Source organism: Nocardioides sp. GCM10023255, assembly GCF_042653125.1.
Lineage (GTDB): Bacteria > Actinomycetota > Actinomycetes > Propionibacteriales > Nocardioidaceae > Nocardioides.
Map to the genome: position 1 here is coordinate 689,455 of NZ_JBHSHU010000003.1, position 26,250 is coordinate 715,704.

The window sequence follows — 26,250 nt, forward strand, 5'->3', positions numbered from 1 at the left end:
CGAGGGAGGTCGCAGTGGGCGAGACACGCCAGGAGCAGCAGCAGCGCGACGCGAGCGAGACGCTCGAGGAACGGCCGCCGCAGTCGGAGATCGAGGAGATCGAGGCCGAGCGCGAGCGCCGCCTCGCCCCGGAGAACCGCCCCGAGAACGCGGAGGTGGACAACAACGACGCCGAGCTGCCGACCGTGCGTGAGTTCGAGGAGATGAACGCCGACGGCGAGCAGGAGGGCAGCGCCGGCAGCGCCGACCCCAGCGAGGTCTTCCGCGAGATGAAGCCCTCCGACGAGGAGGTCGCCGAGATCGAGGCCGAGCGCGAGCGCCGCCTCGCCCCCGAGAACCGCCCCGAGAACGCCGAGGTCGACAACACCGGGGGCACTGAGGCCACTGGCGATGCGGGGCCCGATGTCGCGAAGGACTGAGCGGTGACGACCTGGCAGCTGACGATCGACTGCACCGACCCGAGCGTCATGGTGCGGTTCTGGGGCCCTGCCCTGGGGTACGTCGTCCAGCCGCCGCCCGAGGGCCACGCCACCTGGAACGACTGGTACCGCTCGGTCGGCGTGCCCGAGGACGAGCTGGACCCCACCGGTGACGGGTCCGACCGCATCTGCGACCCGAAGGGCGAGGGGCCCACGATCTGGTTCCAGGTCGTGCCCGAGCGCAAGACGGTCAAGAACCGCTTCCACTTCGACGTCTACCCCTCCGGCCGCGACCGGAGCATCCCGCTCGAGCAGCGACGCACGGCGGTGGAGGCCGCGGTGGCGGAGCTCATCGAGGCGGGCGCCTCCGTCCTGCGCCGCTTCCCGGACGACTTCGACTCCACCGTCACGGACCACTACTTCGTCACGATGCTCGATCCTGAGGGCAACGAGTTCTGCGTCTCCTGAGCTGCGGTGGTCGAGCAGCGGGTGCCGGCGAAGAAGCAAGAGGCACCGCAGCCACGGGTCGTCGCCCGACCCGGCCACCCGCCTGCGGGGGTGGGTGGTTGCGGTCTCGGCAGCCACGGGGAGAGGTACGCCGCGCTCGGCGCCGGTCCCCGGCTTGCCGACCCGCGGTGAGCACCGCCGGTCGTCGGGCACGGGCCCTCGTACCGCATGACGACGGAGCCCAGCTCCTCGAGCACGGCGTCAGTCCTGCGGGCCGCGTCTGGGGGGCCGTCCTTGACAGCGACGAGGCGGGTACGCCGGGGCGCGGGTCCTTACCCGGCTTTCCGGTCTGCGGCGGCAGCCGCCGGTTGTCCAGGAGCGAGAGTCAGTCAGCCCCTGACCCCAAGGTAGAGCCGTGGCCCAGCGGCCAGCCCTGAAGTTTTACTTTCGGATTTCCCCAGACCCCCCGGACCGGGCCCTTTTCGGGGGGTGGGTGTCGGTGGTCGATGAGACGATGGACACATGTTCGAAACAGACGCCAACTGGGACCCGGTCGAGGTCGAGGACCTCGACGCGGACGGCGTGCTCGAGCTCCTCGAGATCCGCCGGCAGGGCGCCCGTGCCGAGGAGCGCGGCAAGCTCCGGCTGGCCCTGCAGTGGGCGGTGCTGCACCCCGCCACCGCGGACACCGGGGTGGCGACCTGGGGCGGCCCGAGCGTGCTGCTCACCGATGAGTCGCTGGGCGGGGACGGCACGCCGGCGGTGGCGGCGTTCGCGCCGGAGCCGGTCGCCGCGACGCTGGGGATCTCCACGACCGCGGGGATGGCGCTGATCGCCGACGCCCTGGACCTGCAGTTCCGGCTGCCCCGCATCTGGCGGCTGGTCCAGCAGCTCAACGTGGAACCCCATCGGGCGCGGCAGGTCGCCCAGGCCACCCACCGGCTCTCCAAGGCCGGAGCCGCGTACGTGGACGAGCAGCTCGCCCCGAGGTTGTCCTCGTGCGGGTGGAAGGCGGTCGAGACCACCGTGGCGCACGCGATCGCCACGTTCGACCCCGACCTGATCGCCCAGCAGGAGAAGAAAGGCCGCAACGGCTGGCACGTCACCCTGCGGCACGACCAGCCCGGCCGGTTCGACGGCACCAGCTACCTCGACGTCGCCGGCGACACCCTCGACCTCACCGCCTTCCACGACCTCGTCTGCGACCAGGCCGCCCAGCTCAAGGCCATGGGCGACACCGACGACCTCGAGATCCGCAAGGCCAAAGCCCTCGGCGTGATCGCCACCCAGCAGGCCACCCTCGACCTCCTCTCCGTCACCGGACAGAGCCCAGATCAGCCCACACCCACCCTTGCGGCCGCACCCACTGCCGTGTCGGTGAAGCCGCGGCCGCCCAGGACCCGGCTCTACCTCCACCTCTCCCTGGCCGACCTCGCCACCAGCTGCACCACCACCGAGCCCGGCACCAGCGGGACGGTGACCGGCACCGTCGAGCGGCTCGGCCCCGCCACCCTCGACCTGATCAAGGACTGGGTGGGCCGCTCGAGGGTGACCGTCCAGCCCGTCATCGACCTCACCTCGACGGTGGCGGTCGACCAGCACGACCCGCCACCCTGGATGGCCGAGCTGGTCATCCTCCGCGACGGGCACTGCGTCTTCCCCTGGTGCGCCGTCGACGCCCGACGGGCTGACCTCGACCACATCGACCCCTACGTCCCGATCGACGACGGCGGACCACCCGGCCAGACCGCCCCCGACCGGCTCGCCCCCTTGTGCCGGCGACATCACCGCTGCAAGACCAGTGGCCGCTGGCGCTACCGACGCAGACCCGACGGCAGCTACGAGTGGCACGGCCCCCACGGCCGCAGCTACCTCGTCACCCCCCACGGCACCATCCGCCTCGACACCAACTGAGCACCCGCACGACCCGGACCGGGACCCGACCGCCAGCAGGACCAGGCGGCTCGGGCTCTCGGCATGCTCACCTCCGACCACAGGGGCACACGACTTCCGGTCGTCGGGGTGCAGGCCGGAGCCCCGCGGGAGGGACGCACCGGAGCTGACCACGACCTCCCCCGCTCGCCGACCTCCCCCGCTGGATGACCTCCCCGCTCGCCGGGCTCACAGGTCGCGACCGCCGCTGCGATGCCGAATCGCACCGACCCTGCGCGCCGCAGTAGCGTGCCGCTCATGACGACCCCTGACGTGGCTTCCTTGCTCGACCGCGCCCGCGCTTGGGCCGCGGAGGACCCCGACGAGCAGACCCGCGCCGAGCTCGAGCAGATCGTCGAGGCCGTCGCCGGCGGCGCCGACGCCGCCGACCTGGCCGACCGCTTCGACGGGACCCTCGAGTTCGGCACGGCCGGCCTGCGCGGCGCGCTGGGCGCCGGGCCGAACCGGATGAACCGCGTCGTCGTCACCCGCGCGGCCGCCGGCCTCGCCGCCTACCTCAAGGACAACGGCGCCGGCCGCGAGGGCAGCGTCGTGATCGGGTACGACGCCCGGCACAACTCCGACGTCTTCGCCCGCGACACCGCCGAGGTGATGACCGGGGCCGGTCTCAAGGCCTACGTGCTCCCCCGCCCGCTGCCCACCCCGCTGCTCGCGTTCGCGATCCGGGAGCTCGGCTGCGTCGCCGGCGTGATGGTCACCGCCAGCCACAACCCGCCGCAGGACAACGGCTACAAGGTCTACCTCGGCGACGGCAGCCAGATCGTGCCGCCCGCCGACGCCGAGATCGCCGCCCGCATCGAGGCGGTGGGCGCGCTCGCCGACCTGCCCCGGGGCAACGCGGGCACGGTGCTCGACGAGCACATCATCGACCGCTACCTCGACACCGTGGCCGGCCTCGCCGGCGACGGACCGCGCGACCTCGACATCGTCTACACGCCCCTGCACGGAGTCGGCGGCACCTCGGTCGCCCAGGTCCTCGAGACCGCTGGCTTCGCGGCGCCGCGCATCGTCAGCCAGCAGGAGCAGCCCGACCCCGACTTCCCCACCGTCTCGTTCCCCAACCCCGAGGAGCCGGGCGCGATGGACCTCGCCATGGCCCTCGCGGAGGAGTCCGGAGCCGATCTGGTGGTCGCCAACGACCCCGACGCCGACCGCTGCGCCGCGGCCGTCCGGGGACCCCACGGCTGGCGGATGCTGCGCGGCGACGAGGTCGGCGCGCTGCTGGCCTCCCACCTGCTCACCTCCGGCAAGCAGGGCACCTACGCCACCTCGATCGTCTCCTCGTCACTGCTCGGCCGGATGGCCGCCGCGGCGGGCCAGCCCTACGCCGAGACGCTGACCGGCTTCAAGTGGATCGGTCGCGTCGACGGCCTGGCCTTCGGCTACGAGGAGGCGCTCGGCTACTGCGTCGACCCCGAGCACGTCAAGGACAAGGACGGCGTCTCGGCACTGCTGCTGCTCTGCGAGCTCGCGGCGGGCGCCAAGGCCGAGGGCCGCACCCTCACCGACCTGCTCGACGACATCGCCGCCGAGCACGGCCTGCACGCCACCGACCAGCTCTCGGTCCGGGTCACCGACCTCGCCGAGATCGGTGCCGCCATGCAGCGGCTGCGCAGCACGCCGCCGACCTCGCTCGGCGGCCTCGCCGTGGTCGAGGTCGACGACCTGTCGCAGGGCTCGGCCGAGCTGCCGCCCACCGAGGGGCTGCGCTACCGCCTCGCCGAGGGCGGCCGCGTCATCGTGCGCCCGAGCGGCACCGAGCCCAAGCTGAAGTGCTACCTCGAGGTCGTGGTGCCGGTGAACCCCGAGGACGGCGTCACCGCGGCGCGGATCTCGGCCGCGGGCCGGCTCGACGCGCTGCGCGCGGACATCAAGGCCGCCGCGGGGATCTGAGCCCGACCGGGCGGGCTCAGCGCACCAGCATCGTCACCACGGCGCCGCCGAGGAAGACCACCAGACCGGCGATCTCGGGCCAGGCCCACGCCTTGCGGGCACCGACGGCCAGGGCGGCCTGCTCCTCGGAGAAGCGGCGTACGCCGTGCTGGGTGCGCGCGTCGTCGGCGAGCTGGAGGATCCGCTCCTCGACGAAGACGGGGTAGGACTCGATGGCCCTCTCCGGCTTGACGGCCCGGTTGTTCTTCACGGTCTGCCGCAGGGTGCGGCCGATGGCGGGCGAGACGAAGCGACGGTCCCCCGCGCTCACCGCGAGCACCTGGCGCACCGCCACCTGCTCGATCGCGGCCAGCGGGACCCACGCGGTGTGCAGCATGTTGCGCATCACCAGGTGCTCCCGGGTCGCCCAGACGCGGGGCCTGATCAGGGCGGCCCAGGCGAGGATGCCGAACGCGACCGCACCGAGGACGATGGGCAGCGGGAAGCCGCGGTCGCGCTCGACCACGCTGAACACGATCACCACGGCGGCGACGCCGATCGCGATCACTCCGGGGATCTTCCCGCTCGTCGCGTGGAACCGCTCGACGGTCTCGTCCACGCTCGTCTGACCCTGCGGGTCGACCACCTTCGTGCTCCTCACCTCGATTGCCGCACACCGGCACACCAACTCTATGCTGGGTCGGTGACAAGCTCCCCCACCACTGCCATGCCCACGGGCCAGGGGTCGAGTGCAACCGGTGCCCCGGTGGTGTCCGCCGACTTCTCCGACATCACGAGAACGAACGCGTCCCTCCAGCGGTTCCTGCACGGCCTGCCCGGGGTCGACCAGGTCGGCGCGGAGGCCCGTGCGGCCTCTCTCGGCACCCGCTCGATCAAGACCACCGCCAAGGAGTTCGCGATCGACCTCGCGATCCGGATGGTCGACCTCACCACGCTCGAGGGCCAGGACACCCACGGCAAGGTGCGGGCTCTGGCCGCCAAGGCGATGCACCCCGACCCGGCCGACCCGACCTGCCCGATGACCGCGGCGGTCTGCGTCTACCCCGACATGGTGGCGACCGCCAAGGAGGTCCTCGGCGACAGCGGCGTCAACGTCGCCGCGGTGGCCACGGCGTTCCCGAGCGGCCGCGCGGCCCTCGACATCAAGCTCGCCGACACCCGGGACGCGGTGGAGGCCGGCGCCGACGAGATCGACATGGTCATCGACCGTGGCGCCTTCCTGTCCGGGCGCTACAAGGACGTGTACGACGAGATCGTGGCCGTGCGCGAGGCCTGCGGCAGCGCCCACCTCAAGGTGATCTTCGAGACCGGCGAGCTGCAGACCTACGACAACGTCCGCCGGGCCAGCTGGCTGGCGATGATGGCCGGCGCTCACTTCATCAAGACCTCCACCGGCAAGGTCCAGCCGGCGGCGACGCCGCCGGTCACGATGATCATGCTCGAGGCGGTCCGTGACTTCCGCGAGCAGACCGGCCAGATGGTCGGGGTGAAGCCCGCGGGCGGCATCCGCACCACCAAGGACGCCATCAAGTACCTCGTGATGGTCAACGAGGTCGCCGGCCAGGACTGGCTCGACCCCGACTGGTTCCGCTTCGGCGCCTCCACGCTGCTCAACGACCTGCTCATGCAGCGCACCAAGATGCAGACCGGCCGCTACTCCGGTCCCGACTACTTCACGCTGGACTGATCCCCATGACGAGCCCCTTCGAGTACGCCCCCGCCCCCGAGTCGCGCAGCATCGTCGACATCAAGCCGTCATACGGCCTGTTCATCGACGGTGAGTTCGTCGACGGCCACGGGACGGCCTTCAAGACGATCAGCCCCGCCACCGAGGAGGTGCTGGCCGAGGTCGCCGAGGCCAGCGACGCCGACGTGGAGAAGGCGGTCAAGGCCGCCCGCAAGGCCTACGACCGGGTCTGGGGCCGGATGCCCGGCCGCGAGCGCGCCAAGTACCTCTACCGGATCGCGCGGATCATCCAGGAGCGCGGGCGCGAGCTCGCCGTCCTGGAGTCGCTCGACAACGGCAAGCCGATCAAGGAGTCGCGCGACGTCGACATCCCGACCGTCGCCGCCCACTTCTTCTACTACGCCGGCTGGGCCGACAAGCTCGAGTACTCCGGCTTCGGCAGCACCCCGCTCGGCGTCGCCGGCCAGGTCATCCCCTGGAACTTCCCGCTGCTGATGCTGGCGTGGAAGATCGCGCCCGCCCTGGCCTGCGGCAACACCGTCGTGCTCAAGCCGGCCGAGACCACGCCCCTGACCGCGCTGCTCTTCGCCGAGATCTGCCAGCAGGCCGACCTGCCCGCGGGTGTCGTCAACATCGTCACTGGCGCCGGTGACACCGGCCGTGCGCTCGTGTCCCACCCGGGCGTGGACAAGGTCGCGTTCACCGGCTCCACCGAGGTCGGCCGCGCGATCGCCAAGGCCGTCGCCGGCACCGACAAGAAGGTCACCCTCGAGCTGGGCGGCAAGGCGGCCAACATCGTCTTCGACGACGCCCCGATCGACCAGGCCGTCGAGGGCATCGTCAACGGCATCTTCTTCAACCAGGGCCACGTCTGCTGCGCCGGCTCCCGCCTCCTCGTGCAGGAGTCGGTGGCCGAGGAGGTCCTCGACCGCCTCAAGCGCCGCATGTCCACGCTGCGCGTGGGCGACCCCCTCGACAAGAACACCGACGTCGGCGCCATCAACTCCGCCGAGCAGCTCGCCCGGATCAAGGAGCTCTCCGACATCGGCGAGGCCGAGGGTGCCGGGCGCTGGTCGCCCGCCTGCGAGCTGCCCACCACCGGCTTCTGGTTCGCCCCGACGATCTTCACCGGTGTCACCCAGGCCCACCGGATCGCCCGCGAGGAGATCTTCGGCCCCGTGCTCTCGGTGCTGACCTTCCGCACCCCCTCCGAGGCCGTCGAGAAGGCCAACAACACGCCGTACGGCCTCTCGGCCGGCGTGTGGACCGACAAGGGGTCCCGCATCCTGCACATGGCCAACCAGCTGCGCGCCGGCGTGGTGTGGGCCAACACGTTCAACAAGTTCGACCCCACCAGCCCCTTCGGCGGCTACAAGGAGTCGGGCTACGGACGCGAGGGTGGCCGGCACGGCCTCGAGGCATACCTGAAGGGTGGCGTGAAGTGAGCCGCATCGACGTGCGCAAGACCTACAAGCTCTTCATCGGCGGTGCCTTCCCGCGCTCCGAGTCGGGCTACTCCTACGTCGTGAACGACTCGAACGGAGCCTTCGTGGCCAACGCCGCCCTCGCCTCGCGCAAGGACGCCCGCGACGCCGTGATCGCGGCCCGCAAGGCCTTCGGCGGCTGGTCGGCACGCACGGCCTACAACCGTGCGCAGATCCTCTACCGCGTCGCCGAGGTCATGGAGGACCGCCGCCCGCAGTTCGTGCAGGCCGTGGTGCAGTCCGAGGGACTCTCCTCCGCCAAGGCCGAGAAGGTCCTCGACGAGGCCATCGACCGCCTGGTCTGGTACGCCGGTTGGGCCGACAAGATCACCCAGGTCGTCGGCGGCGCCAACCCCGTCGCCGGGCCGTTCTTCAACCTCTCGACGCCCGAGCCGACCGGCGTGGTCGCGGTCCTCGCCCCCCAGCAGTCGAGCCTGCTCGGCCTGGTCAGCGTGGTCGCCCCGGCGATCGTCACCGGCAACACCGTGGTCGTGGTGTCGTCCTACGAGCGTCCGCTGCCCGCCGTGACGTTCTCGGAGGTCCTCGCGACGTCCGACCTGCCCGGCGGCGTGGTCAACATCCTGACCGGGTCCGCCGCGACGGTGGCCCCGTGGCTCGCCTCGCACATGGACGTCAACGCCCTCGACCTCACCGGCATCGCCGGTGACGCCGAGCTCGCGACCTCGCTCGAGGTGGCTGCGGCCGACAACCTCAAGCGGGTACGCCGGGCCCCGGCCGCCGAGCCCGACTGGACCCAGGACCCCGGCCTGGAGCCGATGACGGCGTTCCTGGAGACCAAGACGGTCTGGCACCCCATCGGCGTGTGACCCGACGGTGCGTGCCCGTGTGATCGTGCTTGCCGGCCCCTCCGGGGCCGGCAAGTCCAGGCTCGCCGAGCGACTCGGCCTGCCGGTGCTCCGGCTGGACGACTTCTACAAGAACGGCGACGACCCGTCGCTCCCCCGCATCGCCTCGGGCGCGAACGCCGGACTCGTCGACTGGGACCACCCCGACTCCTGGCTGCACGACGACGCCCTGGCCACCCTCGACCGGCTCTGCCGGGAGGGCCGCGCCGAGGTCCCGGTCTACGAGATCGCCCGCGACGGGCGGTGCGGCTGGACCGAGCTCGAGCTCGGGGAGCACGGCCTCTTCGTCGCCGAGGGCATCTTCGCCCAGCACGTCGTCCCGTCCTGCCGCGAGGCCGACCTGCTCGCGGCGGCGTACTGCGTGCGCCAGCACCCGGTGAAGACCTTCTGGCGACGCCTGACGCGGGACCTGCGCGAGCGCCGCAAGCCCCCGCTCGTGCTGGTGCGGCGCGGTCTCGCCCTGATGCGCGACCAGCAGCGGGTCGTGGCCCGTGCGGTCGAGCGCGGCTGCCTGCCCGTGACGCCGGACCAGGCGTTCCGCGCGATCGGGAGCCTGCACCAGACCGAGCCGGCGAGTGACTGAGCCCGGCGGCTCCCACGGCTCCGGCGAGGTTTTCCGCCGGGCCCTCCCCCAGCCCGACCGGCGTTCCTGCGGCGCGGCCTCGCTCGTGGTGGCGCGGATGCTCGGTGACTCGCCCTACGCCGGGTCCGTCCTCGGTCGCGGCTCGTTCGCGGCCGAGGTGCTGGCGCTGCACCGCCGGCTCACCTCCGGCCTCGACGCCCGAGGACGGCTGCAGCTCCCCTGGCCACGCGCCCTCGGCACCCCGCCCTGGGCGGTCGCCCGCCACCTCGCCGCCCTCACCGGCAGCCGTCACCGCGCCCGGTGGGCGCGCACCGGGCGGGCCGCGACGGCGGACCGGGTCCTCGATCTCGCCGCCGGTGGCAGGCCGGTCGTGGTCTACGTGGGCAGCCGGTGGCTCCCTCGCCACGTGGTCCTGGTCGTGGGCCGCGAGGGTGACGGGCTGGCGGTCTACGAGCCCGCGTCGGGTCGGCTGGTCGCCGTGAGCCGCAGCGCGCTCGCGTCGGGCCCCCTCGACCTCGGCGGCTGGGCGACGCCCTGGTTCAGCGTCGAGCCGCGAGCGCGGCGTACTCCGGCTTGATGACCTGGTCGATGATGGCCAGCCGCTCGTCGAAGGGCAGGAACGCCGACTTCATCGCGTTGATGGTGAACCAGCGCAGGTCGTCGAGCCCGTAGCCGAAGGCCTGCACCAGCGACCACATCTCGTCGGTCATGGAGGTGCGGCTCATCAGCCGGTTGTCGGTGTTGACCGTGACCCGGAAGCGCAGCCGGGTCAGCAGCCCGATCGGGTGCTCCGCGATCGACGTCGCCGCGCCGGTCTGGATGTTCGAGGCGGGGCAGAGCTCGAGCGGGATCCGCTTGTCGCGGACGTACGCCGCGAGCCGGCCGAGCTCCACGCTGCCGTCGTCGTGCACGGTGATGTCGTCGATGATCCGGACCCCGTGGCCCAGCCGGTCGGCGCCGCACCACTGGATGGCCTGCCAGATCGACGGCAGGCCGAACGCCTCGCCGGCGTGGATGGTGAAGTGGGCGTTCTCCCGCTGGAGGTACTCGAAGGCGTCGAGGTGCCGGGTGGGCGGGTAGCCCGCCTCCGCGCCCGCGATGTCGAAACCGGCCACGCCCCGGTCGCGCCACGAGACGGCGAGCTGGGCGATCTCCATCGACCGGGCGGCGTGCCGCATCGCGGTCAGCAGCTGGCGCACCACGATGCGGCCACCGGTGGCCGCCACGCCCTGGTCGAAGCCCTCCTGCACGGCCGCGACCACCTCGTCGAGGGTCAGCCCCTGCGTCACGTGCTGCTCGGGCGCGTAGCGGACCTCGGCGTACACGACGCCGTCGGCCGCGAGGTCCTCGACGCACTCGCGCGCGACCCGCGTCAGGGCGGCACCGGTCTGCATCACCGCCACCGTGTGGTCGAAGGTCTCCAGGTAGCGCTCCAGGGAGCCGGAGTCCGCCGCCTCGGCGAACCACCGCCCCAGCGACTCCGCGTCGTCGGCCGGGAGCTCGTGACCGATCTCCCGCGCCAGCTCCAGCACCGTCGCGGGCCGCAGCCCACCGTCGAGGTGGTCGTGGAGCAGGACCTTCGGCGCCCGGAGCACCTGGTCGCGGGTGAGGACGGTAGGTTCCGTGGCGGAGGCGGCAGTCATGGCGTCATCCAATCATCAGAGCGCCGAACCGACGGAGGCAGACATGCGCGTCTTCACCACCCTGGACGAGGTCGCGGCGGCGGCCGGCGAGGAGATCGGCACCAGCGACTGGGTGACGATCGACCAGGAGCGGGTGAACAGGTTCGCCGAGGCGACCGACGACTTCCAGTGGATCCACGTCGACGTCGAGCGCGCGAAGTCCGGCCCGTTCGGCGGCACCATCGCCCACGGCTACCTCACGCTGTCGCTGCTCCCGCTGTTCGGCAGCCAGATCTTCGACCTGCGCACGCCGGGCGCCAAGCTCAACTACGGGCTGAACAAGGTCCGCTTCCCCACCCCGGTCCCGGTCGGGTCGCACCTCCGGGCCACCTGCACGTTCACCGCGGTGACCGACGTCCCCGCCGGCAAGCAGGTGACGATGAGCTACGTCGTGGAGATCGAGGGCGAGCCGAGGCCCGCCCTCGTCGCCGAGTTCCTGGTCCTGCTGCTGCCCTGACCAGCCGGGGCGGGTCAGGAGATGCGGTCGATGACCAGCGGCGAGGGCCGGAACGACGCGCCGTCGGCGGCGATGTCGTAGCCGCCCTCGAGCGAGGCCAGCGCCCGGTCGAACCGCTCCGGCTCGTCGGTGAGCAGCGTGAACAGCGGCGTCCCCGCGGTCACCTCGTCCCCCGGCCGGGCGTGCCAGACGACGCCGGCGCCGTCCTGGACGGCGTCGCCCGCCTTGGCGCGGCCGGCGCCGAGGCGCCACGCCGCCATCCCGACCGCCATCGCGTCCAGCCGGGTCAGCACGCCCGAGGCCGGAGCCGCGACGACGTGCTTCTCGCGCGCCTCGCGCATCGGCGCGTCCGGGTCGCCGTCCTGGGCGCGGACCATCTTCTTCCACACGTCCATCGCCGAGCCGTCGGCCAGCTTGTCGGCCGGGTCCACGTCGGTGACACCGGCACCGGCGAGCATCTCGCGGGCCAGCGCGAGGGTCAGCTCGACCACGTCCGCGGGACCACCACCGGCCAGCACCTCCACCGACTCGGCGACCTCGATCGCGTTGCCGGCGGTCAGGCCGAGCGGCGTGGACATGTCGGTCAGCAGGGCGACCGTGCGCACGCCGGCGTCGGTGCCGAGACCCACCATGGTGCTCGCCAGCTCCCGGGCCCGGTCGACGTCCTTCATGAAGGCGCCGGTGCCGACCTTGACGTCGAGGACCAGCGAGCCGGTGCCCTCGGCGATCTTCTTGGACATGATCGAGGAGGCGATCAGCGGGATCGCCTCCACGGTGCCGGTCACGTCGCGCAGCGCGTACAGCTTCTTGTCGGCGGGGGCGAGCCCGTCGCCGGCGGCGCAGATGACCGCGCCGACCGTCTCCAGTTGCGCGAACATCTCGTCGTTCGACAGCGCCGCCCGCCAGCCCGGGATCGACTCCAGCTTGTCCAGGGTGCCGCCGGTGTGCCCGAGCCCGCGGCCCGAGAGCTGCGGCACGGCCACGCCGCACGCCGCGACGAGCGGCGCGAGCGGCAGCGTGATCTTGTCGCCGACGCCGCCGGTCGAGTGCTTGTCGGCGGTGGGCCGCGAGAGCGTGGAGAAGTCCATCCTCTCGCCGGAGGCGATCATCGCCGCGGTCCAGCGGGCGATCTCGCGACGGTTCATGCCGTTGAGCAGGATCGCCATCGCCAGCGCGGACATCTGGGCGTCGTCGACCGCGCCCCTGGTGTAGGCGTCGATCACCCAGTCGATCTGGCTGTCGCTGAGCTCGGCCCGGTCCCTCTTGGCAGAGATCACCTCGACGGCGTCGTGCTGCGCCATTGCAGTCCTTCCGTTCCGTTCAGGTCAGTGGAGGTCGTCGGGGCCGAACGCCTGGGGCAGCACCTCGGCCATCGTGCGGAGGCCGCGCGGCGTCATCAGCACCAGCTCGTTGCCGCCCTGCTCGAAGAGGAGCTGGCGGCAGCGACCGCACGGCATGATCACCTCGCCGTCGCCGTTGACGCACACGAAGTGCGTCAGCCGCCCGCCGCCGGTCGCGTGCAGCTGCGAGACGACCCCGCACTCGGCGCACAGCACCACGCCGTACGCCGCGTTCTCGACGTTGCAGCCGACCAGCATCCGGCCGTCGTCCGCGAGTGCGGCGGCGCCGACGTGGAAGCGGCTGTACGGCGCGTAGGCGTGGGCGGCCACCTCGACGGCCGCGTCACGCAGGGACTCCCAGTCGACGGCCGGTGCGTCGGTCACGATCAGCTCTCCCGGGATCAGTTCTTCGTGTACGGCTCGCCGTCGGCGGCCGGCGGGCGGACCCGACCGACGAAGCCGGCGACCGCGATGATCGTGGCGAGGTACGGCGAGGCGCGCAGCAGCTCCGGCGGGATCTTGCCGAGGAAGGCCAGCTGGCTCTGCAGGGTCCACATGAAGCCGAAGAACAGCGCGGAGAGCGACGCCCAGACCGGGTGCCAGCGGCCCATGATCACCGCGGCCAGCGCGATGAAGCCGTTGCCGGCCGAGGCGTCCTGGTCGAAGGAGCCGGTCGAGCCGACGGTGAACCACGCGCCACCGAGGCCCGCGAACACGCCGCCCAGCAGGACCGCCTGCCACCGCACCCGGTTGACCTTGATGCCGACCGTGTCCGCGGCCATCGGGTGCTCGCCGACCGAGCGGACCCGCAGGCCCCACTTGGTCTGGAAGAGCAGCACGGTCACGAAGACGACCGAGACGTACATGATGTAGACCAGCAGCGTCTGGTTGAACAGCGTGGGTCCGATGACGGGGATGTCGGCCAGCCCGGGGATGCTGATCGGCGCCAGGATCAGCGGCTCGTTCAGGTAGGCCTTGATGTCGGGGTCGTCGGGGATCTGGCTCAGCAGGAAGCTCGTGAGGCCGGTCGCGAGGGCGATCAGCACGACACCGAGGACGACCTGGTTGACCTGGTAGCGCATCGCGAAGACCGCGAGCAGCGAGGCGATGGCGACGCCGGCGAGGATGCCGCCCACGAGTCCCATCTCGGCGCTGTAGAAGGCGCTGGAGGCCACCGACGCGAAGAAGGCACCGGTCAGGAACTGGCCCTCGATGGCGATGTTGATGACACCGGCCCGCTCGCACAGGCAGCCGGCGAGCGCGCCGAACACCAGCGGGGTCGCGAGCTTGACGGTGCCCGGCAGCGGGTTCGCGATCACCAGGGTCGTCTGGTCGGCGTAGGACCACACGATGAAGCCGACGAAGAACGCGACGCCGACCAGGATGGAGGCGATCGTGCCCACCACGCCCCGCGGGACCTTGTTGACGGCCGCCGCGACCAGGCCAAGCAGGGCCACCCCGAAGCAGGCCCACACGATGTTGAGGCCGTTGACCTCCGTGCCGCGGTCGTCGGCGGTCACCCGCTCGCCGGTGATGTACTTGACGGTCGGGTTCTCAATGTCGAGGGCGAACCACAGCAGCAGCAGCGCCACGATCGCGAAGACGACGACGAGCTTGACCTGGCGGCGCACGTCGGCCCGGTCCCGGACCGCTACGACGTCGACCTGGTCGGCCTCGGTCACGACTGCGGCGCTCATCCGCCCCATCCCTTCGCCATCACGGTCTTGTTCTCCTCGGAGGTCTTGATGCGCATGAGCCCCTGCACCAGCGCGGGCGCGGCCACGAAGAGCACGATCAGCGCCTGGAGGATCTGGGTCAGCTCCTTGGGGGTGGCCGCGGCGCTCGCCTGCATGGCCACGCCGCCGACGCTCAGGGCGCCGAACAGCAGGCCCGCGAACACGGTGCCCAGCGGCGTCGCCCGGCCGAGCAGGGCGACGGTGATGGCGTCGAAGCCGATGGTGCCGGCCATGGTCGGGCTCAACGAGTCGTGGTGGCCCAGGATGCCCATGGTGGCGGCGAGGCCGGCCAGGCCGCCGGCGATGATCATGGCGGTCGTGTACACGGCCGGGACGTTCATGCCCGCGGTGCGGGACGCGTCGGCGTTGGCGCCGACCGCACGCATCTCGAAGCCCAGCGTGGACCGGTTGAGGATCCACCAGACCAGGGCGGCGGCCAGGAAGGCGACGATCACGCCGAGGTGCAGGCTGCCGATCGTCGGGAACGTCGCGGAGTCGTCGACGGGCGGCGACTGGGTGTTGTCGCTGCCGGGGCGCTGGAAGGCGTTCTTGCCCAGGCAGTAGATCAGCAGCGCCGCGGCGAGGTAGTTCATCATGATCGTGGTGATCACCTCGTGGGCGCCGGTGCGGGCCTTCAGCACGCCCGCGATCCCGCCCCACACGGCACCCCCGATGATGCCCGCGACCAGCGCGACCAGCAGGTGGAGGCCCGGGGGCAGGTTCCAGGTGAACCCGACGTAGCCCGCGGCCAGCGCACCCAGGATCAGCTGACCCTGAGCACCGATGTTGAAGAGGCCGGCGCGGAACGCGAGCGTCACGCCGAGCCCGGCGCAGATCAGCGGCGCCGAGCGCACCAGCGTCGTCGAGATCGCGTGCGCCGAGCCGACCGAGCCGGTCAGCAGCGCCCAGTAGGACTCACCGACGGCGTGGGCGGCCTCGGAGAAGAAGTCCCACGGGTAGGAGAAGAAGTACGGCAGCGTCTCGAGGACGTCCTGGCTGGAGAAGGCGATCAGCACGGCACCGATGAGCAGCGCCAGCACGATCGCGGCCAGGGTCGTCTTGACGGTGGGCAGCCAGTCGTCGGCGTTGAGCGGCCGCCGCTTCGCGGGCGCCGGCTCGGGGGCCGTCTTCTCCGGCTCCGGGGTGGTGCCCGGCTTCACTTCGGTGCTCATCTGGTTGCCTCTGCTGCCTCGGCCGGGCCGTGGGCGCCGGCCATCATCAGTCCGATGTCCTCGCGGGCGATGTCGGGGGTGACCGTGCCCACGATGCGGCCGTCGTACATGACCGCGATGCGGTCCGACAGCGCGAAGATCTCGTCGAGCTCGGTCGACACGATGATCACGGCCGTGCCCTTGTCGCGCTCGGCGATGATCCGCTTGTGGATGAACTCGATCGACCCCACGTCGACGCCGCGCGTCGGCTGGGAGGCGATGAGCACCTTCAGGGGACGGGAGAACTCCCGCGCCACCACGACCTTCTGCTGGTTGCCGCCCGAGAGGGAGCTGACGGTGCTCTCCATCGACTCGGTGCGGATGTCGAACTCCTCGATGCGGTGCGCGGCGTTCGCCTCGAGGGCGTCGAGCCGCAGCGCCAGGCCGCGGGAGAACTCGTCGTTGCGGTAGAGGTCGAGCACCAGGTTCTCGCGCACGCTGAAGGCGCCGACGTACCCGTCGTGCGAGCGGTCCTCGGGGATGTAGCCGATGCCCTCCGCCAGGCTCTCGCGGGGGCCGTGCTTGCGGATGTCCTTGCCGTCGATGGTGATCTCGCCGGCGTCGGGCTTCACGAGGCCGAGCAGCGACTTGATCAGCTCGGTCTGGCCGTTGCCCTGGACGCCCGCGATGCCGAGGACCTCCCCGGCGCGCGCCTCGAAGGACACGTCCTTGACGACCTGGAAGCCACGCGGGTCGACGACGGTGACGTTCTTGACCTCGAGCACCGGGGCGCCGACCTCGGCCGGCTCCTTGTCGACGGTCAGCTTCACCGAGCGACCGACCATCATCTCGGCCAGCTCGGCCTCGCTGGCGCTCGGGTCGGCGGTGCCGACGACCTTGCCGCGACGGATCACGCTGATCCGGTCGCCGATCGCCTTGACCTCGCGCAGCTTGTGGGTGATGAAGATGATGGAGGTGCCCTGCTTCTTCAGCTCACGCATGATCTCCATGAGCTCGTCGATCTCCTGCGGGGTGAGCACCGCGGTCGGCTCGTCGAGGATCAGGACCTTGGCGTGGTTGGCCAGCGCCTTGATGATCTCCACGCGCTGCTGCACGCCGACCGGGATCTCCTCGACCAGGGCGTCGGGGTCGACCGCCAGCCCGTAGGTGGAGGACAGCTCTCGCACCAGCCCGGCCGCGGCCGCGCGGTTGAGGAAGCCCAGGCCCCGGGTCTGCTCACGCCCGAGCATGACGTTCTCGGCCACGGTGAAGACGGGGATCAGCATGAAGTGCTGGTGCACCATGCCGATGCCGGCCGCGATCGCGTCGCCGGGCGAGGTGAAGGTGACCGGCTCGCCGTCGAGCAGCAGCTCACCCTCGGTGGGCTCCAGGAGCCCGTACAGCATGTTCATGAGCGTGGACTTGCCCGCGCCGTTCTCCCCGAGGAGGCAGTGGATCTCGCCCGGCTCGATCGTGAGGTCGATGTGGTCGTTCGCGGTGAAGGACCCGAACCTCTTCGTCAGCCCCCGGATCTCCAGCTTCATCGTTCTCCTTTGAACGTGTGACTCCCGGCTCCCCGACGTGCGGGCACCTGATGAGCGTAGAACGCGAGAAGCCGGGTCGGTAACTTACCGACCCGGCCTCTGGCGTGTTCGAGCGGGTGTGTCGGTCAGCCGACCTTCAGCGTCCCGTCGATGATCTGCTGCTTGAGCTCCTCGATCTTGTCCTTGGTGTCCTGGTCGATGAGCGAGTCGGCGTCGTGGTACGGCGCCAGGCCGACACCGTTGTTGGCCAGGGTGCCGACGTAGACCTCGTTGGAGAACTTGTTGTCGACCGAGTCCTTGATCGCGCTCTCCACGGCGACGTCCATGCCCTTCACGACCGAGGTCAGCAGCACGTCGCAGTACTCAGCGGCCGAGACGCAGCCGTCGGTGTCGACCCAGATGGCGTGGATGCCCTTGTCCTTGGCGGCCTGCAGGCCACCGAGGCCGGCGGGACCGGCGACCGGGAAGATGATGTCCGCGCCCTGCTGGATCATGCCCTCGGCGACCGACTGGCCCTTGGACTTGTCGTCGAAGGTGTTGAGGAACGAGCCGTCCTTGCCGTCCCAGCCGAGGAGCTTGACGTCGGCGCCGTTGTCCTTGTTGAACTGCTCGATGCCCTGGCGGAAGCCCTCCATGAAGATGGAGACCGTCGGGATGTTCAGGCCGCCGAAGGTGCCGACGATGCCCGACTCGGACTGCGCCGCGGCGAGGTAGCCGGCGAGGAACGAGGGCTCCGCGGTGTTGAAGGTGAGGCCCTTGAGGTTCTTGGTCGGCTTCTCGTAGCCGAAGTCGACGATGGAGAAGTCGACCTTCGGGTTCTTCTTCGCGGCCGCCTCGGTGGCGTCACCGAGGAGGAAGCCCACCGTGGTGATCGAGTTGCAGCCCTGCTTGACCAGCTCGGCGATGTTGTCGGCGTACTCCGAGTCGGAGTTCGACTCGACCTGCGCGGTCTGGATGCCGAGGTCGGCCTTGGCGTCGGTCAGGCCCTTGAGCGAGGTCTGGTTGAACGACTTGTCGTCGAAGCCGCCGGAGTCGGACACCTCGCACGCCTTGAAGTCGGGGTGGCTCTCAGCCGGCGCCGAGCTGCTGGTCGACTCGGACGGAGTCGGGCTGCTGCTGTCGTCGGCGCTGTCCGACGGACGGCTGCCGCAACCGGCAAGAACAAGGGCAGCGATGCCAACCACCGCTGCGGTGCGTGCCGTCTTCTTCACGGCGCCCTCCTGGAATTTCTGTGGGGTGTTCGGTGCGTCAGCCGATGCGCGACGCACGCCGGGCCACCCTAGTGCTCACCCGCGCGCTCACGAAGGCAACGTCACAAGATTTCTTGCGTTGTTATCGGTCGGTGACCAAAGAACCCACGGCGGCGTTCGCCAGCACGCGCGCACCCACCCCCGTGGCCCGCTCGTCGATGCGCAGGTTCCCCTGGTGGAGGTCGTACGTCGGGCCGCCGGGTGTGCGCGTCCCGAGCCGGGCCATCGCGCCCGGAACCTGGTCGAGGAGCCAGCCGAAGTCCTCGCCGCCGAGGCTCTGGTGGGCGGTGATCCGGCCCTGGTCGCCGAGCACGCGGCGGACCGCGCCGGAGAGGATCCGGTGGGACACGACCTCGTTGACGACCGGCGGCACGCCCTGCTGGTAGACGACGTGGGCCTCGACCCCGTAGGGCCGCACGATGTCGTGGACCAGCTCGCGGACCAGCGACTCGCACTCGGCCCAGGCGACCGCGTCGAGGATGCGCACGGTGCCGGCGACCATGCCCCGGTCGGGGATGACGTTGGCCGCGGCGCCGGCGTTGACGATGCCCCAGACCAGGCTCACGCCCGAGCGGGGGTCGAGCCGGCGCGAGAGCATCGCGGGCAGCTCGGTGGTCACCTTGGCCAGGGCGAAGGTCAGGTCGCCGGTCAGGTGCGGGCGGGACGTGTGGCCGCCTGTGCCCTCCAGGCGGACCTCGAGGCGGTCCGCGGCGCTGGTCAACGGCCCGAGCCGCAGCCCGACCTGCCCCAGGTCGACGCCGGGGTCGCAGTGCAGCGCGAAGACCCGCTCCACGTCCGCGAGGGCGCCCACCCCGACCAGGTGCAGCGCGCCACCCGGCATGACCTCCTCGGCGGGCTGGAACAGCAGCCGGACCCGGCCCCGCAGCTGGCCGCGGGCGTGGACCTCGGAGAGCGCGATGGCGGCGCCGACCAGCGCGGCGGTGTGCACGTCGTGGCCGCACGCGTGGGCGACGCCCGGGACGGTGCTCGTCCACGGGTCGGTCGTGGCGTCCTGCACCGGGAGCGCGTCGAGGTCGGCGCGGAGCGCGACGACCGGGCCGCTCTCCCCCATGTCGGCCAGCAGCCCGCCGTGAGGGAGCCGGGTGGTGCGCCAGCCCACCTTCTCGACCCGCGCGGCGACGATGTCGGTCGTCCGTCCCTCGGCCCAGGAGAGCTCCGGGTGGGCGTGCAGGTCACGGCGCAGCTCGACCAGCTCGTCGTCGACGGCCGCCAGGGTCTCGTCGATGACGGCGGCGGCAGCATCCAGGGGATTGTCGGCGGGCATCGGCACGAGGTTAGTTCACCGGCACCAGCCGGCGCCCGGGTGTTCGGCGTTCGGGTCCCGGTGCGGTGCCGGGCCGTCGGGGCGGGAGCGGCTCAGCCGCGCTCGTCGTACGCCGCGAGGATGCGGTCGGCGGCCGTCGTGGCCGGCAGCTCGCCGGACAGCACCGCGGCCCGGACCTCGTCGCGGATCGCCGCGACCCCGGCGGAGTGGCGCAGCCGCTCGGCCAGCTCGTCGCGCACCAGCGCCCACATGAAGTCCAGCTGCTGGCTCGCCCGCTTGTCGGCGAGCCCCGCAGCACCGAGGTGCTCCCGGTGGGCCAGCACCCGCTCCCAGAGGTCGTCGACCCCGGTGTCCTCCAGCGCCGAGCACGTCACCACCGGCGGGGCCCACTCCCCCTTGCCCCGGACCATGCGCAGCGCGCCGGCCAGCTCGCGGGCCGCGGACCGCGCCTCCTGCGCCCGGTCGCCGTCGGCCTTGTTGACCGCGATGACGTCCGCGATCTCGAGGATGCCCTTCTTGATGCCCTGCAGCTGGTCGCCGGTGCGGGCGAGCGTGAGGAAGAGGAACGTGTCGACCATGCCGGCCACCGTCACCTCCGACTGACCCACGCCGACCGTCTCGACCAGCACCACGTCGTACGACGCCGCCTCGAGGACCGCCATCGCCTGCACGGTGGCCCGGGCCACCCCGCCGAGGGTTCCCGCCGACGGCGACGGCCGGATGTAGGCGTGCGGGTCGTGCGCGAGCCGCGCCATCCTGGTCTTGTCGCCGAGCACCGACCCGCCGGTGCGCACCGAGCTCGGGTCGACCGCGAGCACGCCGACCCGGTGGCCGGCGGCCGTGAGCCGGGTCCCGAGCGCCTCGATGAAGGTCGACTTGCCGACCCCGGGGACACCCGAGATGCCGACCCGCACCACGGGCGCACGGGCGCCGGTGACCTCGGGGTCGCTCAGCTCGGCCAGCAGCTCGCGCGCCGCGGCGCGGTGGGCCGGCTTTGAGGACTCGACCAGCGTGATCGCGCGCGAGACCGCCGCACGCTGCTGCGCGCGGACGCCCTCCGCGAGCGCGGCGACGTCGACCGGTCGCGCCGCCATCAGTGACCGAGCTGCTCGCGCAGCTTGGCCAGCAGGTCGAGCGCCGACTCGGCGATCACCGTGCCCGGCAGGAACACCGCGGCCGCGCCCATCTCCTTCAACGTCGGGACGTCGTCGGGAGGGATCACGCCGCCGATCACGATCATGATGTCGGGGCGTCCCTGGTCGGCCAGCGCCTGCCTGAGCGCCGGGAGCAGCGTCAGGTGACCGGCCGCGAGCGAGGAGACACCGACGATGTGCACGTCGGCGTCGACGGCCTGCTGGGCGACCTCCTCGGGCGTGGAGAACAGGGGCCCGACGTCGACGTCGAAGCCCATGTCGGCGAAGGCGCTGACCACGACCTTCTGGCCGCGGTCGTGGCCGTCCTGGCCCATCTTGGCGACGAGGATGCGGGGGCGGCGGCCCTCGGCCTCCTCGAACTCCTCGGTGGCCTCGACGACCTGCTGCACCAGCTGGCTGCCGGCGCTGCCGGACTCGTCCCTGAACACGCCCGAGATCGTACGGATCACGGCCTGGTGGCGGCCGTAGACCTTCTCCAGCGCGTCCGAGATCTCCCCGACCGTCGCCTTGGCGCGGGCCGCGTCGACGGCGAGCGCCAGGAGGTTGCCGTCCAGGCTCCCCCGGCTCGCACCACGGTCCGCCGAGGCGGTCAGCGCGTCCAGGGTCCGGCGGACCTCGTCGTCGTCGCGCTCGGCGCGCAGCCGCTCCAGCTTGGCGATCTGCTGGCGGTAGACGTCGTCGTTGTCGACCTTGAGCACGTCGAGCTTGTCCTCGGCGGCCAGCCGGTAGGTGTTGACGCCGATCACCTTCTGCGCCCCGGAGTCGATGCGGGCCTGGGTGCGGGCCGCCGCCTCCTCGATGCGCATCTTCGGGATGCCCTGCTCGATCGCCCTGGCCATGCCGCCGGCGCGCTCGGCCTCGAGGATGTGGGCCCAGGCCCGCTCCGCGAGGTCGTGGGTGAGCCGCTCGACGTAGTACGAGCCGCCCCACGGGTCGATGGTGCCCGTCGTACCGCTCTCCTGCTGCAGCAGCAGCTGGGTGTTGCGGGCGATCCGCGCGGAGAAGTCGGTGGGCAGCGCGATCGCCTCGTCGAGCGCGTTGGTGTGCAGCGACTGGGTGTGCCCCTGGGTCGCGGCCATCGCCTCGATGCAGGTCCGCTGGACGTTATTGAAGACGTCCTGCGCGGTCAGCGACCAGCCACTGGTCTGGGAGTGCGTGCGCAGGCCGAGCGACTTGGGGTTCTTCGGGTCGAACTCGCGGACCAGCCGCGCCCAGAGCGCGCGGGCCGCGCGCATCTTGGCGACCTCCATGAAGAAGTTCATCCCGATCGCCCAGAAGAACGAGAGCCGGGGCGCGAACCGGTCGATGTCGAGACCCGCGTCGAGGCCGGCGCGGATGTACTCCACGCCGTCGGCCAGCGTGTAGGCGAGCTCCAGGTCGGCCGTCGCCCCGGCCTCCTGGATGTGGTAGCCCGAGATGGAGATCGAGTTGAAGCGCGGCATCTTCTCGGCGGTGTAGCTGAAGATGTCGGAGATGATCCGCATGCTCGGCGCCGGCGGGTAGATGTAGGTGTTGCGGACCATGAACTCCTTGAGGATGTCGTTCTGGATGGTCCCTGCAAGCTGCTCCGGCTTCACCCCCTGCTCCTCGGCCGCCGCGATGTAGAGCGCCATGACCGGCAGCACCGCGCCGTTCATCGTCATCGACACCGACATCTGGTCCAGCGGGATGCCGTCGAAGAGCGTCCGGGCGTCGTAGATCGAGTCGATCGCCACGCCGGCCATGCCGACGTCACCGCGCACCCGCGGGTGGTCGGAGTCGTAGCCGCGGTGGGTGGCCAGGTCGAAGGCCACGGAGAGGCCCTTCTGGCCGGCCGCGAGGTTGCGACGGTAGAACGCGTTGGACTCCTCGGCGGTCGAGAACCCCGCGTACTGCCGGATCGTCCACGGCTGGGTGGTGTACATCGTCGGGTAGGGGCCGCGCAGGAACGGGCTCAGGCCGGGGAGCGTGTCGAGCGCGTCCAGGCCCTCGACGTCCTCGGGGCCGTACGACGGCTTGATCCCGATGCCCTCGGGGGACATCCAGGGCTCGCCGGACGCGCCCCCGGTGGCCGCGCCGGGGCCCCCGGTGGTCGAGCCCGTCGAGACCAGGGGCAGTCCGTTGAAGCTCTTCGGGACACTCATGCCAGCTTCTCCCTCGTCCGGGTCAGGAAGTCCAGGGCGTCGACACCCACCGCGCAGGAGTCGTCGACGCTCCCCGCACCGCTGAGGGCGGCGGGCTTCCCGGCGATGATCACGTGCCTGGCGCCGGCCTCGCGGAGCGCGGTCGCTGCCTCGGCGCCCCACTCGGCGTAGGTCGGGTCGCTGCCGGCGAGGCAGACGACGGCCTGCTCGTCGTACGCCGCGACCAGCTCGTCCACACCCGCGGTCGGGCCCGCCGGGTCGACCGCGATCCCACCGGCGGCGAACAGGTTCGCGGCGAAGGTCGCGCGGGCGGTGTGGTCGGCGACCGTGCCCAGCGTGGCCAGGAAGACGTGACCCGTGGCGGGCTCGTCACGCAGCGCCTCGAAGCTGGCGCCGTAGCGGCGCACCTCGCGCGCGGTCGGGTCGGCCGGGCGCTCGGGCAGCGTCTCGTCGAGGTTCGGGAACTCCGTCAGGCCGGTGAGCGGTCGCGTGCGCCGCGCGATCTCGGCCTCGCGCTTCTCGACCGTGGCGGCGACGAGCCCGTCGAGCGACTCACCGGCCTCCAGCCGCCCGAACAGCTCCCAGGCAGCGCGCGCGAGGTCGTCGGTCAGCTTCTCGACGGCGTAGGCGCCACCGGCGGGGTCCGCCACGCGCGCGACGTGCGACTCGGAGATCAGCAGTGCCGAGGTGTTGCGGGCGATCCGCCGGCCGAAGCCGTCGGGCACGCCGAGCGGCGTGTCGAAGGGCAGCACCGTCACCGCGTCCGCTCCCCCGACGCCTGCGGCGAACGCGGCGACGGTCGTGCGCAGCATGTTCACCCAGGGGTCGTACTTGCTCATCATCGGGCGGCTGGTGACGGCGTGCTGCCGCTGCGCCCAGCCGTGGGTCTCCTGGGAGGAGGCCTCGCTGAGCTCGAGCACGCGGGCCCAGAGCCGGCGCGCCGCGCGGAGCTTGGCGATGGTCGGGAACTGCTCGTCCGTGGCGGCGTACCGGAACTCGACCAGCCGCGCCGCCTCCTCGACCGAGAGGCCGGCCCCGGTCAGGACGCGCAGCACGCGGACGCCCACGGCCAGCGAGTGCGCGAGCTCCTGCGCGTCGGAGGCGCCACGGTCGTGCACGACGGTCGCGTCGACCACCACGCCGAGCGTGCCTGCCCTGCGCGCGAGCTCCGCGACCGCGACCAGGTCACCCTCGGCCGCCTCCCCGCTGACGCCGAGGTTGGTGCCGGCGGCGAGATCGCGGTCCCCGCTGTGGGCGAGGAACGCCTCGGCGACGGCGACCGGTGCGCCGGGGGCGTCCAGGACCACGGGCGCGAGGTCGAGCAGGACCCTGTCGAGGAGGGTGGCCAGGTCGGTGCCGGCGTCCGCCTCGACCCACAGCGACGTGACGCCGCCCTCCAGGTCGACCAGCGCGGCCTCGTTGGCGGCCTTCGCGTCGGCGCCGGACAGGTGGGCGCGGATGTCCCAGTCGCCGGACCGCAGCGGGCGGCCCTGCGTCTCGAGGTCGTCGAGGAGGGCGCGGGTGCCGAGCGGGGTGACGCCGATGCCGTCGAGCGTGGTGCGGGTCAGCTTGTCCCAGACGAGGCCGTCGGGGTCCTCGTCGGTCATCCGGCGCGCCTTGCGCAGCACGGCGGCCGCGGCCTGCTCCCAGTCGGCGACGGCCCAGCGGTCCCCGGCGTCCGCCAGGTCCAGCGTGCCCTGCTCCGGCTCGAGCTCCTCGGGCTCGTCCAGCCCACCCTCGACCTGTGTCATGGTGCGAACGATAGGAGCACCGGCGGAACGGGTTCCAGCCGGTGTGATGTTTTCGTCGGGCCGGCCCGGCCGGGTGCTCAGCCCTCGTCCGCGCTGGTGGCCGGGACCTCGACCTCCGCGAGGTAGCGCTGCAGCGCCTGGTCGACGACCTCCTCCGGGCGCCTGCCGGTGCGCTCGGCCGCCGCGACGACGCGGGCGGCGAGCTCGGGCGGGACGACGATCGTGGCCGGCGCGGCCACCGGGGCGGCCTGGACCCGCAGCCCGCGGCCGAACTTCGTCAGGGCGGTGACCACCACCGTCCCGAGCACGTCGAGGATGGCGACCACGCCGAGCACCCGGAAGTAGGGGCCGCTCGGCTCCGTCCCGAGGATCAGGTAGCTGATCATGGCGGCCAGCACGGCCGCCGCCGCCAGGGTGCCGACGAGGATCCGCCGGACCCCCGAGCGGGCCCCGTGGGAGATCCCGAGGAGCAGGCTGACCTGGGCGAGGGTGGCGGCCACGACGGCCCCGACGCCGAACGTCTTCCCGAGCCACTCCGGTGGCGCCTCGCTGAAGTCGCTCCAGATCATCACCAGCGCGGTCACCAGCGGGACCAGCACCACCACACCGCCGGCCACACCCACCGGCTGGTACGGCGTCTCCGCCGTCGCGAGGTAGCAGAGCACGGCGACGCTCACGATGCCGACCAGCAGCGTCGTGAGCAGGATCCGTCCCTCGGTGGCGCCGAACGCGCCGCCGCCGATCAGGGCGATCACTCCGAGAAGCGCAGCGAGCGAGAACGACCCGATCGTGACCCGGACGATCGCGGTCCGGATCGGGGCCGCGGTGTCGGTCTTCCCAGCCATGGCTCATGGTCCCACCGCCGGGACCTCCCGGGCACCGGACGATGGTCCCGACCCGGCAGGGTCTCCTACCCTGTGCCGGTAAAGGTTCGCGAGCCCTCGGGACAGGTGTGGCGGGTCAGCCGGCGATGGGTGCCGTGGCGCAGGCGGCTCAAGGGCACGCTCGACTCCGGACCCGACCTGTCCATGTTCCAGGGCCTGGGCGACGACCCCGTCAGCGTCGTCCTCGCGGTCGTCGCGCTGGTGCTGCTGCTGCCGTTCATCGTCCTCGTGCTCGTGGCCGGCGCCGAGTTCCTGCTGCTGCTGGTGGTCCTCCCCTTCGCGATCCTGGGCAGGGTCGTGCTCGGGCGGCACTGGACCGTCGAGGTACGCCGCGGCTGGCGGCCGTGGTGGGAGGTGCAGGCCGGCGACTGGCAGTCGAGCAGCGTGCGGATCCACGAGATCGCCGACGCCGTGCGTCGCGGCGACCTGCCCCCGCAGACGCTCGGGCGCGCCGCCGACACCACCCGCAGCCAGGGCTGAGGCAACCTGCGAGCCGTCCGCGGCGTCTCACAGGTAGGGCCCTGCGGAGCCGGGCCCGGCGCGGGTCCCCCGGCGAGCCGA

General features: G+C 71.9%; 24 protein-coding genes. 11 read left to right on the forward strand and 13 right to left on the reverse strand.

What is annotated here, in order from left to right:
* The first annotated feature begins 14 nt into the window (after positions 1-14).
* The 4 genes from ACFO9I_RS07110 to ACFO9I_RS07125 all read left to right on the forward strand — a co-directional run bounded on the left by ACFO9I_RS07110 (position 15) and on the right by ACFO9I_RS07125 (position 4,712).
* A complete protein-coding gene (locus ACFO9I_RS07110) occupies positions 15-419 on the forward strand; it encodes a hypothetical protein (protein ID WP_379179200.1) in 405 nt (134 codons plus the stop codon).
* Positions 420-422: 3 nt separating this feature from the next.
* Positions 423-887, forward strand: coding sequence for a VOC family protein (locus ACFO9I_RS07115; protein ID WP_379179202.1), 465 nt, complete (start codon positions 423-425; stop codon positions 885-887).
* Between the two features lie 501 nt (positions 888-1,388).
* Positions 1,389-2,780 carry an HNH endonuclease signature motif containing protein gene (locus ACFO9I_RS07120; protein ID WP_379179204.1) on the forward strand — a complete coding sequence of 464 codons (1,392 nt, stop codon included), beginning with the start codon at positions 1,389-1,391 and terminating at the stop codon, positions 2,778-2,780.
* A 276-nt stretch (positions 2,781-3,056) separates the two neighbouring features.
* Entirely contained in the window at positions 3,057-4,712 is a 1,656-nt protein-coding gene (locus tag ACFO9I_RS07125; protein ID WP_379179206.1) for a phospho-sugar mutase, read from the forward strand.
* 16 nt (positions 4,713-4,728) lie between these two features.
* Here the strand turns inward: ACFO9I_RS07125 and ACFO9I_RS07130 are convergent, their stop codons facing one another.
* Positions 4,729-5,337, reverse strand: a complete 609-nt coding sequence (locus ACFO9I_RS07130) for a hypothetical protein (protein ID WP_379179208.1) — start codon at positions 5,335-5,337, stop codon at positions 4,729-4,731.
* A gap of 81 nt (positions 5,338-5,418) precedes the next feature.
* On the opposite strand from ACFO9I_RS07130, the gene deoC reads away from it, so the two are divergent.
* The 5 genes from deoC to ACFO9I_RS07155 are packed head-to-tail and all read left to right on the forward strand — an operon-like array spanning position 5,419 to position 9,909.
* Entirely contained in the window at positions 5,419-6,399 is a 981-nt protein-coding gene (deoC, locus tag ACFO9I_RS07135) for a deoxyribose-phosphate aldolase (RefSeq protein WP_379179404.1), read from the forward strand.
* 5 nt (positions 6,400-6,404) lie between these two features.
* Positions 6,405-7,844 (forward strand): aldehyde dehydrogenase family protein, encoded by a 1,440-nt coding sequence (locus ACFO9I_RS07140; protein ID WP_379179210.1) that lies wholly within the window; start codon positions 6,405-6,407, stop codon positions 7,842-7,844.
* Complete coding sequence (locus ACFO9I_RS07145) at positions 7,841-8,710, forward strand: aldehyde dehydrogenase family protein (protein WP_379179212.1); 870 nt, start codon at positions 7,841-7,843, stop codon at positions 8,708-8,710. The genes ACFO9I_RS07140 and ACFO9I_RS07145 overlap by 4 nt, the downstream gene beginning before the upstream one ends.
* A gap of 7 nt (positions 8,711-8,717) precedes the next feature.
* Positions 8,718-9,332 carry a uridine kinase family protein gene (locus ACFO9I_RS07150; RefSeq protein WP_379179214.1) on the forward strand — a complete coding sequence of 205 codons (615 nt, stop codon included), beginning with the start codon at positions 8,718-8,720 and terminating at the stop codon, positions 9,330-9,332.
* The gene (locus ACFO9I_RS07155; protein ID WP_379179216.1) at positions 9,325-9,909 is read left to right on the forward strand and encodes a hypothetical protein; all 585 of its coding nucleotides are present in this window, start codon (positions 9,325-9,327) and stop codon (positions 9,907-9,909) included. Before ACFO9I_RS07150 ends, ACFO9I_RS07155 begins: the two co-directional genes overlap by 8 nt.
* Here the strand turns inward: ACFO9I_RS07155 and ACFO9I_RS07160 are convergent.
* Positions 9,872-10,975: an adenosine deaminase gene (locus ACFO9I_RS07160; protein WP_379179218.1), complete on the reverse strand. Its 1,104-nt coding sequence runs from the start codon at positions 10,973-10,975 to the stop codon at positions 9,872-9,874. The two genes, ACFO9I_RS07155 and ACFO9I_RS07160, sit on opposite strands and share 38 nt — an antisense overlap.
* A gap of 43 nt (positions 10,976-11,018) precedes the next feature.
* On the opposite strand from ACFO9I_RS07160, the gene ACFO9I_RS07165 reads away from it, so the two are divergent.
* Positions 11,019-11,471, forward strand: coding sequence for a MaoC family dehydratase (locus ACFO9I_RS07165; RefSeq protein ID WP_379179220.1), 453 nt, complete (start codon positions 11,019-11,021; stop codon positions 11,469-11,471).
* A 14-nt stretch (positions 11,472-11,485) separates the two neighbouring features.
* Here ACFO9I_RS07165 and ACFO9I_RS07170 read toward each other — a convergent pair whose 3' ends face one another.
* From ACFO9I_RS07170 to ACFO9I_RS07220, 11 genes are all read right to left on the reverse strand, one after another.
* Positions 11,486-12,772 (reverse strand): thymidine phosphorylase, encoded by a 1,287-nt coding sequence (locus ACFO9I_RS07170; protein ID WP_379179222.1) that lies wholly within the window; start codon positions 12,770-12,772, stop codon positions 11,486-11,488.
* Positions 12,773-12,796: 24 nt separating this feature from the next.
* A complete protein-coding gene (locus ACFO9I_RS07175) occupies positions 12,797-13,195 on the reverse strand; it encodes a cytidine deaminase (protein WP_379179224.1) in 399 nt (132 codons plus the stop codon).
* Positions 13,196-13,212: 17 nt separating this feature from the next.
* On the reverse strand, positions 13,213-14,508 hold the full coding sequence (locus ACFO9I_RS07180) for an ABC transporter permease (protein ID WP_379179225.1): 1,296 nt from the start codon (positions 14,506-14,508) through the stop codon (positions 13,213-13,215).
* On the reverse strand, positions 14,505-15,719 hold the full coding sequence (locus tag ACFO9I_RS07185) for an ABC transporter permease (RefSeq protein ID WP_379179227.1): 1,215 nt from the start codon (positions 15,717-15,719) through the stop codon (positions 14,505-14,507). Before ACFO9I_RS07185 ends, ACFO9I_RS07180 begins: the two co-directional genes overlap by 4 nt.
* A complete protein-coding gene (locus tag ACFO9I_RS07190) occupies positions 15,716-17,242 on the reverse strand; it encodes an ABC transporter ATP-binding protein (protein ID WP_379179229.1) in 1,527 nt (508 codons plus the stop codon). Before ACFO9I_RS07190 ends, ACFO9I_RS07185 begins: the two co-directional genes overlap by 4 nt.
* A gap of 125 nt (positions 17,243-17,367) precedes the next feature.
* Positions 17,368-18,453, reverse strand: coding sequence for a BMP family lipoprotein (locus ACFO9I_RS07195; protein ID WP_379179231.1), 1,086 nt, complete (start codon positions 18,451-18,453; stop codon positions 17,368-17,370).
* Between the two features lie 121 nt (positions 18,454-18,574).
* Positions 18,575-19,777 carry an amidohydrolase gene (locus tag ACFO9I_RS07200; RefSeq protein ID WP_379179233.1) on the reverse strand — a complete coding sequence of 401 codons (1,203 nt, stop codon included), beginning with the start codon at positions 19,775-19,777 and terminating at the stop codon, positions 18,575-18,577.
* Positions 19,778-19,869: 92 nt separating this feature from the next.
* The gene (meaB, locus tag ACFO9I_RS07205; protein ID WP_379179235.1) at positions 19,870-20,871 is read right to left on the reverse strand and encodes a methylmalonyl Co-A mutase-associated GTPase MeaB; all 1,002 of its coding nucleotides are present in this window, start codon (positions 20,869-20,871) and stop codon (positions 19,870-19,872) included.
* Entirely contained in the window at positions 20,871-23,054 is a 2,184-nt protein-coding gene (gene scpA, locus ACFO9I_RS07210; protein WP_379179237.1) for a methylmalonyl-CoA mutase, read from the reverse strand. The genes meaB and scpA overlap by 1 nt, the downstream gene beginning before the upstream one ends.
* Positions 23,051-24,805 (reverse strand): methylmalonyl-CoA mutase family protein, encoded by a 1,755-nt coding sequence (locus ACFO9I_RS07215; RefSeq protein WP_379179239.1) that lies wholly within the window; start codon positions 24,803-24,805, stop codon positions 23,051-23,053. The genes scpA and ACFO9I_RS07215 overlap by 4 nt, the downstream gene beginning before the upstream one ends.
* A 77-nt stretch (positions 24,806-24,882) precedes the next feature.
* Positions 24,883-25,650, reverse strand: coding sequence for a hypothetical protein (locus tag ACFO9I_RS07220; RefSeq protein WP_379179241.1), 768 nt, complete (start codon positions 25,648-25,650; stop codon positions 24,883-24,885).
* A 72-nt stretch (positions 25,651-25,722) separates the two neighbouring features.
* Here ACFO9I_RS07220 and ACFO9I_RS07225 point away from each other — a divergent pair, with 72 nt between their 5' ends.
* Entirely contained in the window at positions 25,723-26,169 is a 447-nt protein-coding gene (locus ACFO9I_RS07225; protein WP_379179243.1) for a hypothetical protein, read from the forward strand.
* The last annotated feature ends 81 nt before the right edge of the window (positions 26,170-26,250 follow it).

Excerpts from the sequence above, each read along its gene's own strand:
- ACFO9I_RS07120 (WP_379179204.1), top strand. The coding sequence starts at position 1,389 with ATGTTCGAAACAGACGCCAACTGGGACCCGGTCGAGGTCGAGGACCTC.
- ACFO9I_RS07125 (WP_379179206.1), top strand. The coding sequence starts at position 3,057 with ATGACGACCCCTGACGTGGCTTCCTTGCTCGACCGCGCCCGCGCTTGG.
- deoC (WP_379179404.1), top strand. The coding sequence starts at position 5,419 with ATGCCCACGGGCCAGGGGTCGAGTGCAACCGGTGCCCCGGTGGTGTCC.
- ACFO9I_RS07140 (WP_379179210.1), top strand. The coding sequence starts at position 6,405 with ATGACGAGCCCCTTCGAGTACGCCCCCGCCCCCGAGTCGCGCAGCATC.
- ACFO9I_RS07160 (WP_379179218.1), bottom strand. The coding sequence starts at position 10,975 with ATGACTGCCGCCTCCGCCACGGAACCTACCGTCCTCACCCGCGACCAG.
- ACFO9I_RS07165 (WP_379179220.1), top strand. The coding sequence starts at position 11,019 with ATGCGCGTCTTCACCACCCTGGACGAGGTCGCGGCGGCGGCCGGCGAG.
- ACFO9I_RS07170 (WP_379179222.1), bottom strand. The coding sequence starts at position 12,772 with ATGGCGCAGCACGACGCCGTCGAGGTGATCTCTGCCAAGAGGGACCGG.
- ACFO9I_RS07180 (WP_379179225.1), bottom strand. The coding sequence starts at position 14,508 with ATGAGCGCCGCAGTCGTGACCGAGGCCGACCAGGTCGACGTCGTAGCG.
- ACFO9I_RS07185 (WP_379179227.1), bottom strand. The coding sequence starts at position 15,719 with ATGAGCACCGAAGTGAAGCCGGGCACCACCCCGGAGCCGGAGAAGACG.
- ACFO9I_RS07190 (WP_379179229.1), bottom strand. The coding sequence starts at position 17,242 with ATGAAGCTGGAGATCCGGGGGCTGACGAAGAGGTTCGGGTCCTTCACC.
- ACFO9I_RS07200 (WP_379179233.1), bottom strand. The coding sequence starts at position 19,777 with ATGCCCGCCGACAATCCCCTGGATGCTGCCGCCGCCGTCATCGACGAG.
- meaB (WP_379179235.1), bottom strand. The coding sequence starts at position 20,871 with ATGGCGGCGCGACCGGTCGACGTCGCCGCGCTCGCGGAGGGCGTCCGC.
- scpA (WP_379179237.1), bottom strand. The coding sequence starts at position 23,054 with ATGAGTGTCCCGAAGAGCTTCAACGGACTGCCCCTGGTCTCGACGGGC.
- ACFO9I_RS07215 (WP_379179239.1), bottom strand. The coding sequence starts at position 24,805 with ATGACACAGGTCGAGGGTGGGCTGGACGAGCCCGAGGAGCTCGAGCCG.
- ACFO9I_RS07220 (WP_379179241.1), bottom strand. The coding sequence starts at position 25,650 with ATGGCTGGGAAGACCGACACCGCGGCCCCGATCCGGACCGCGATCGTC.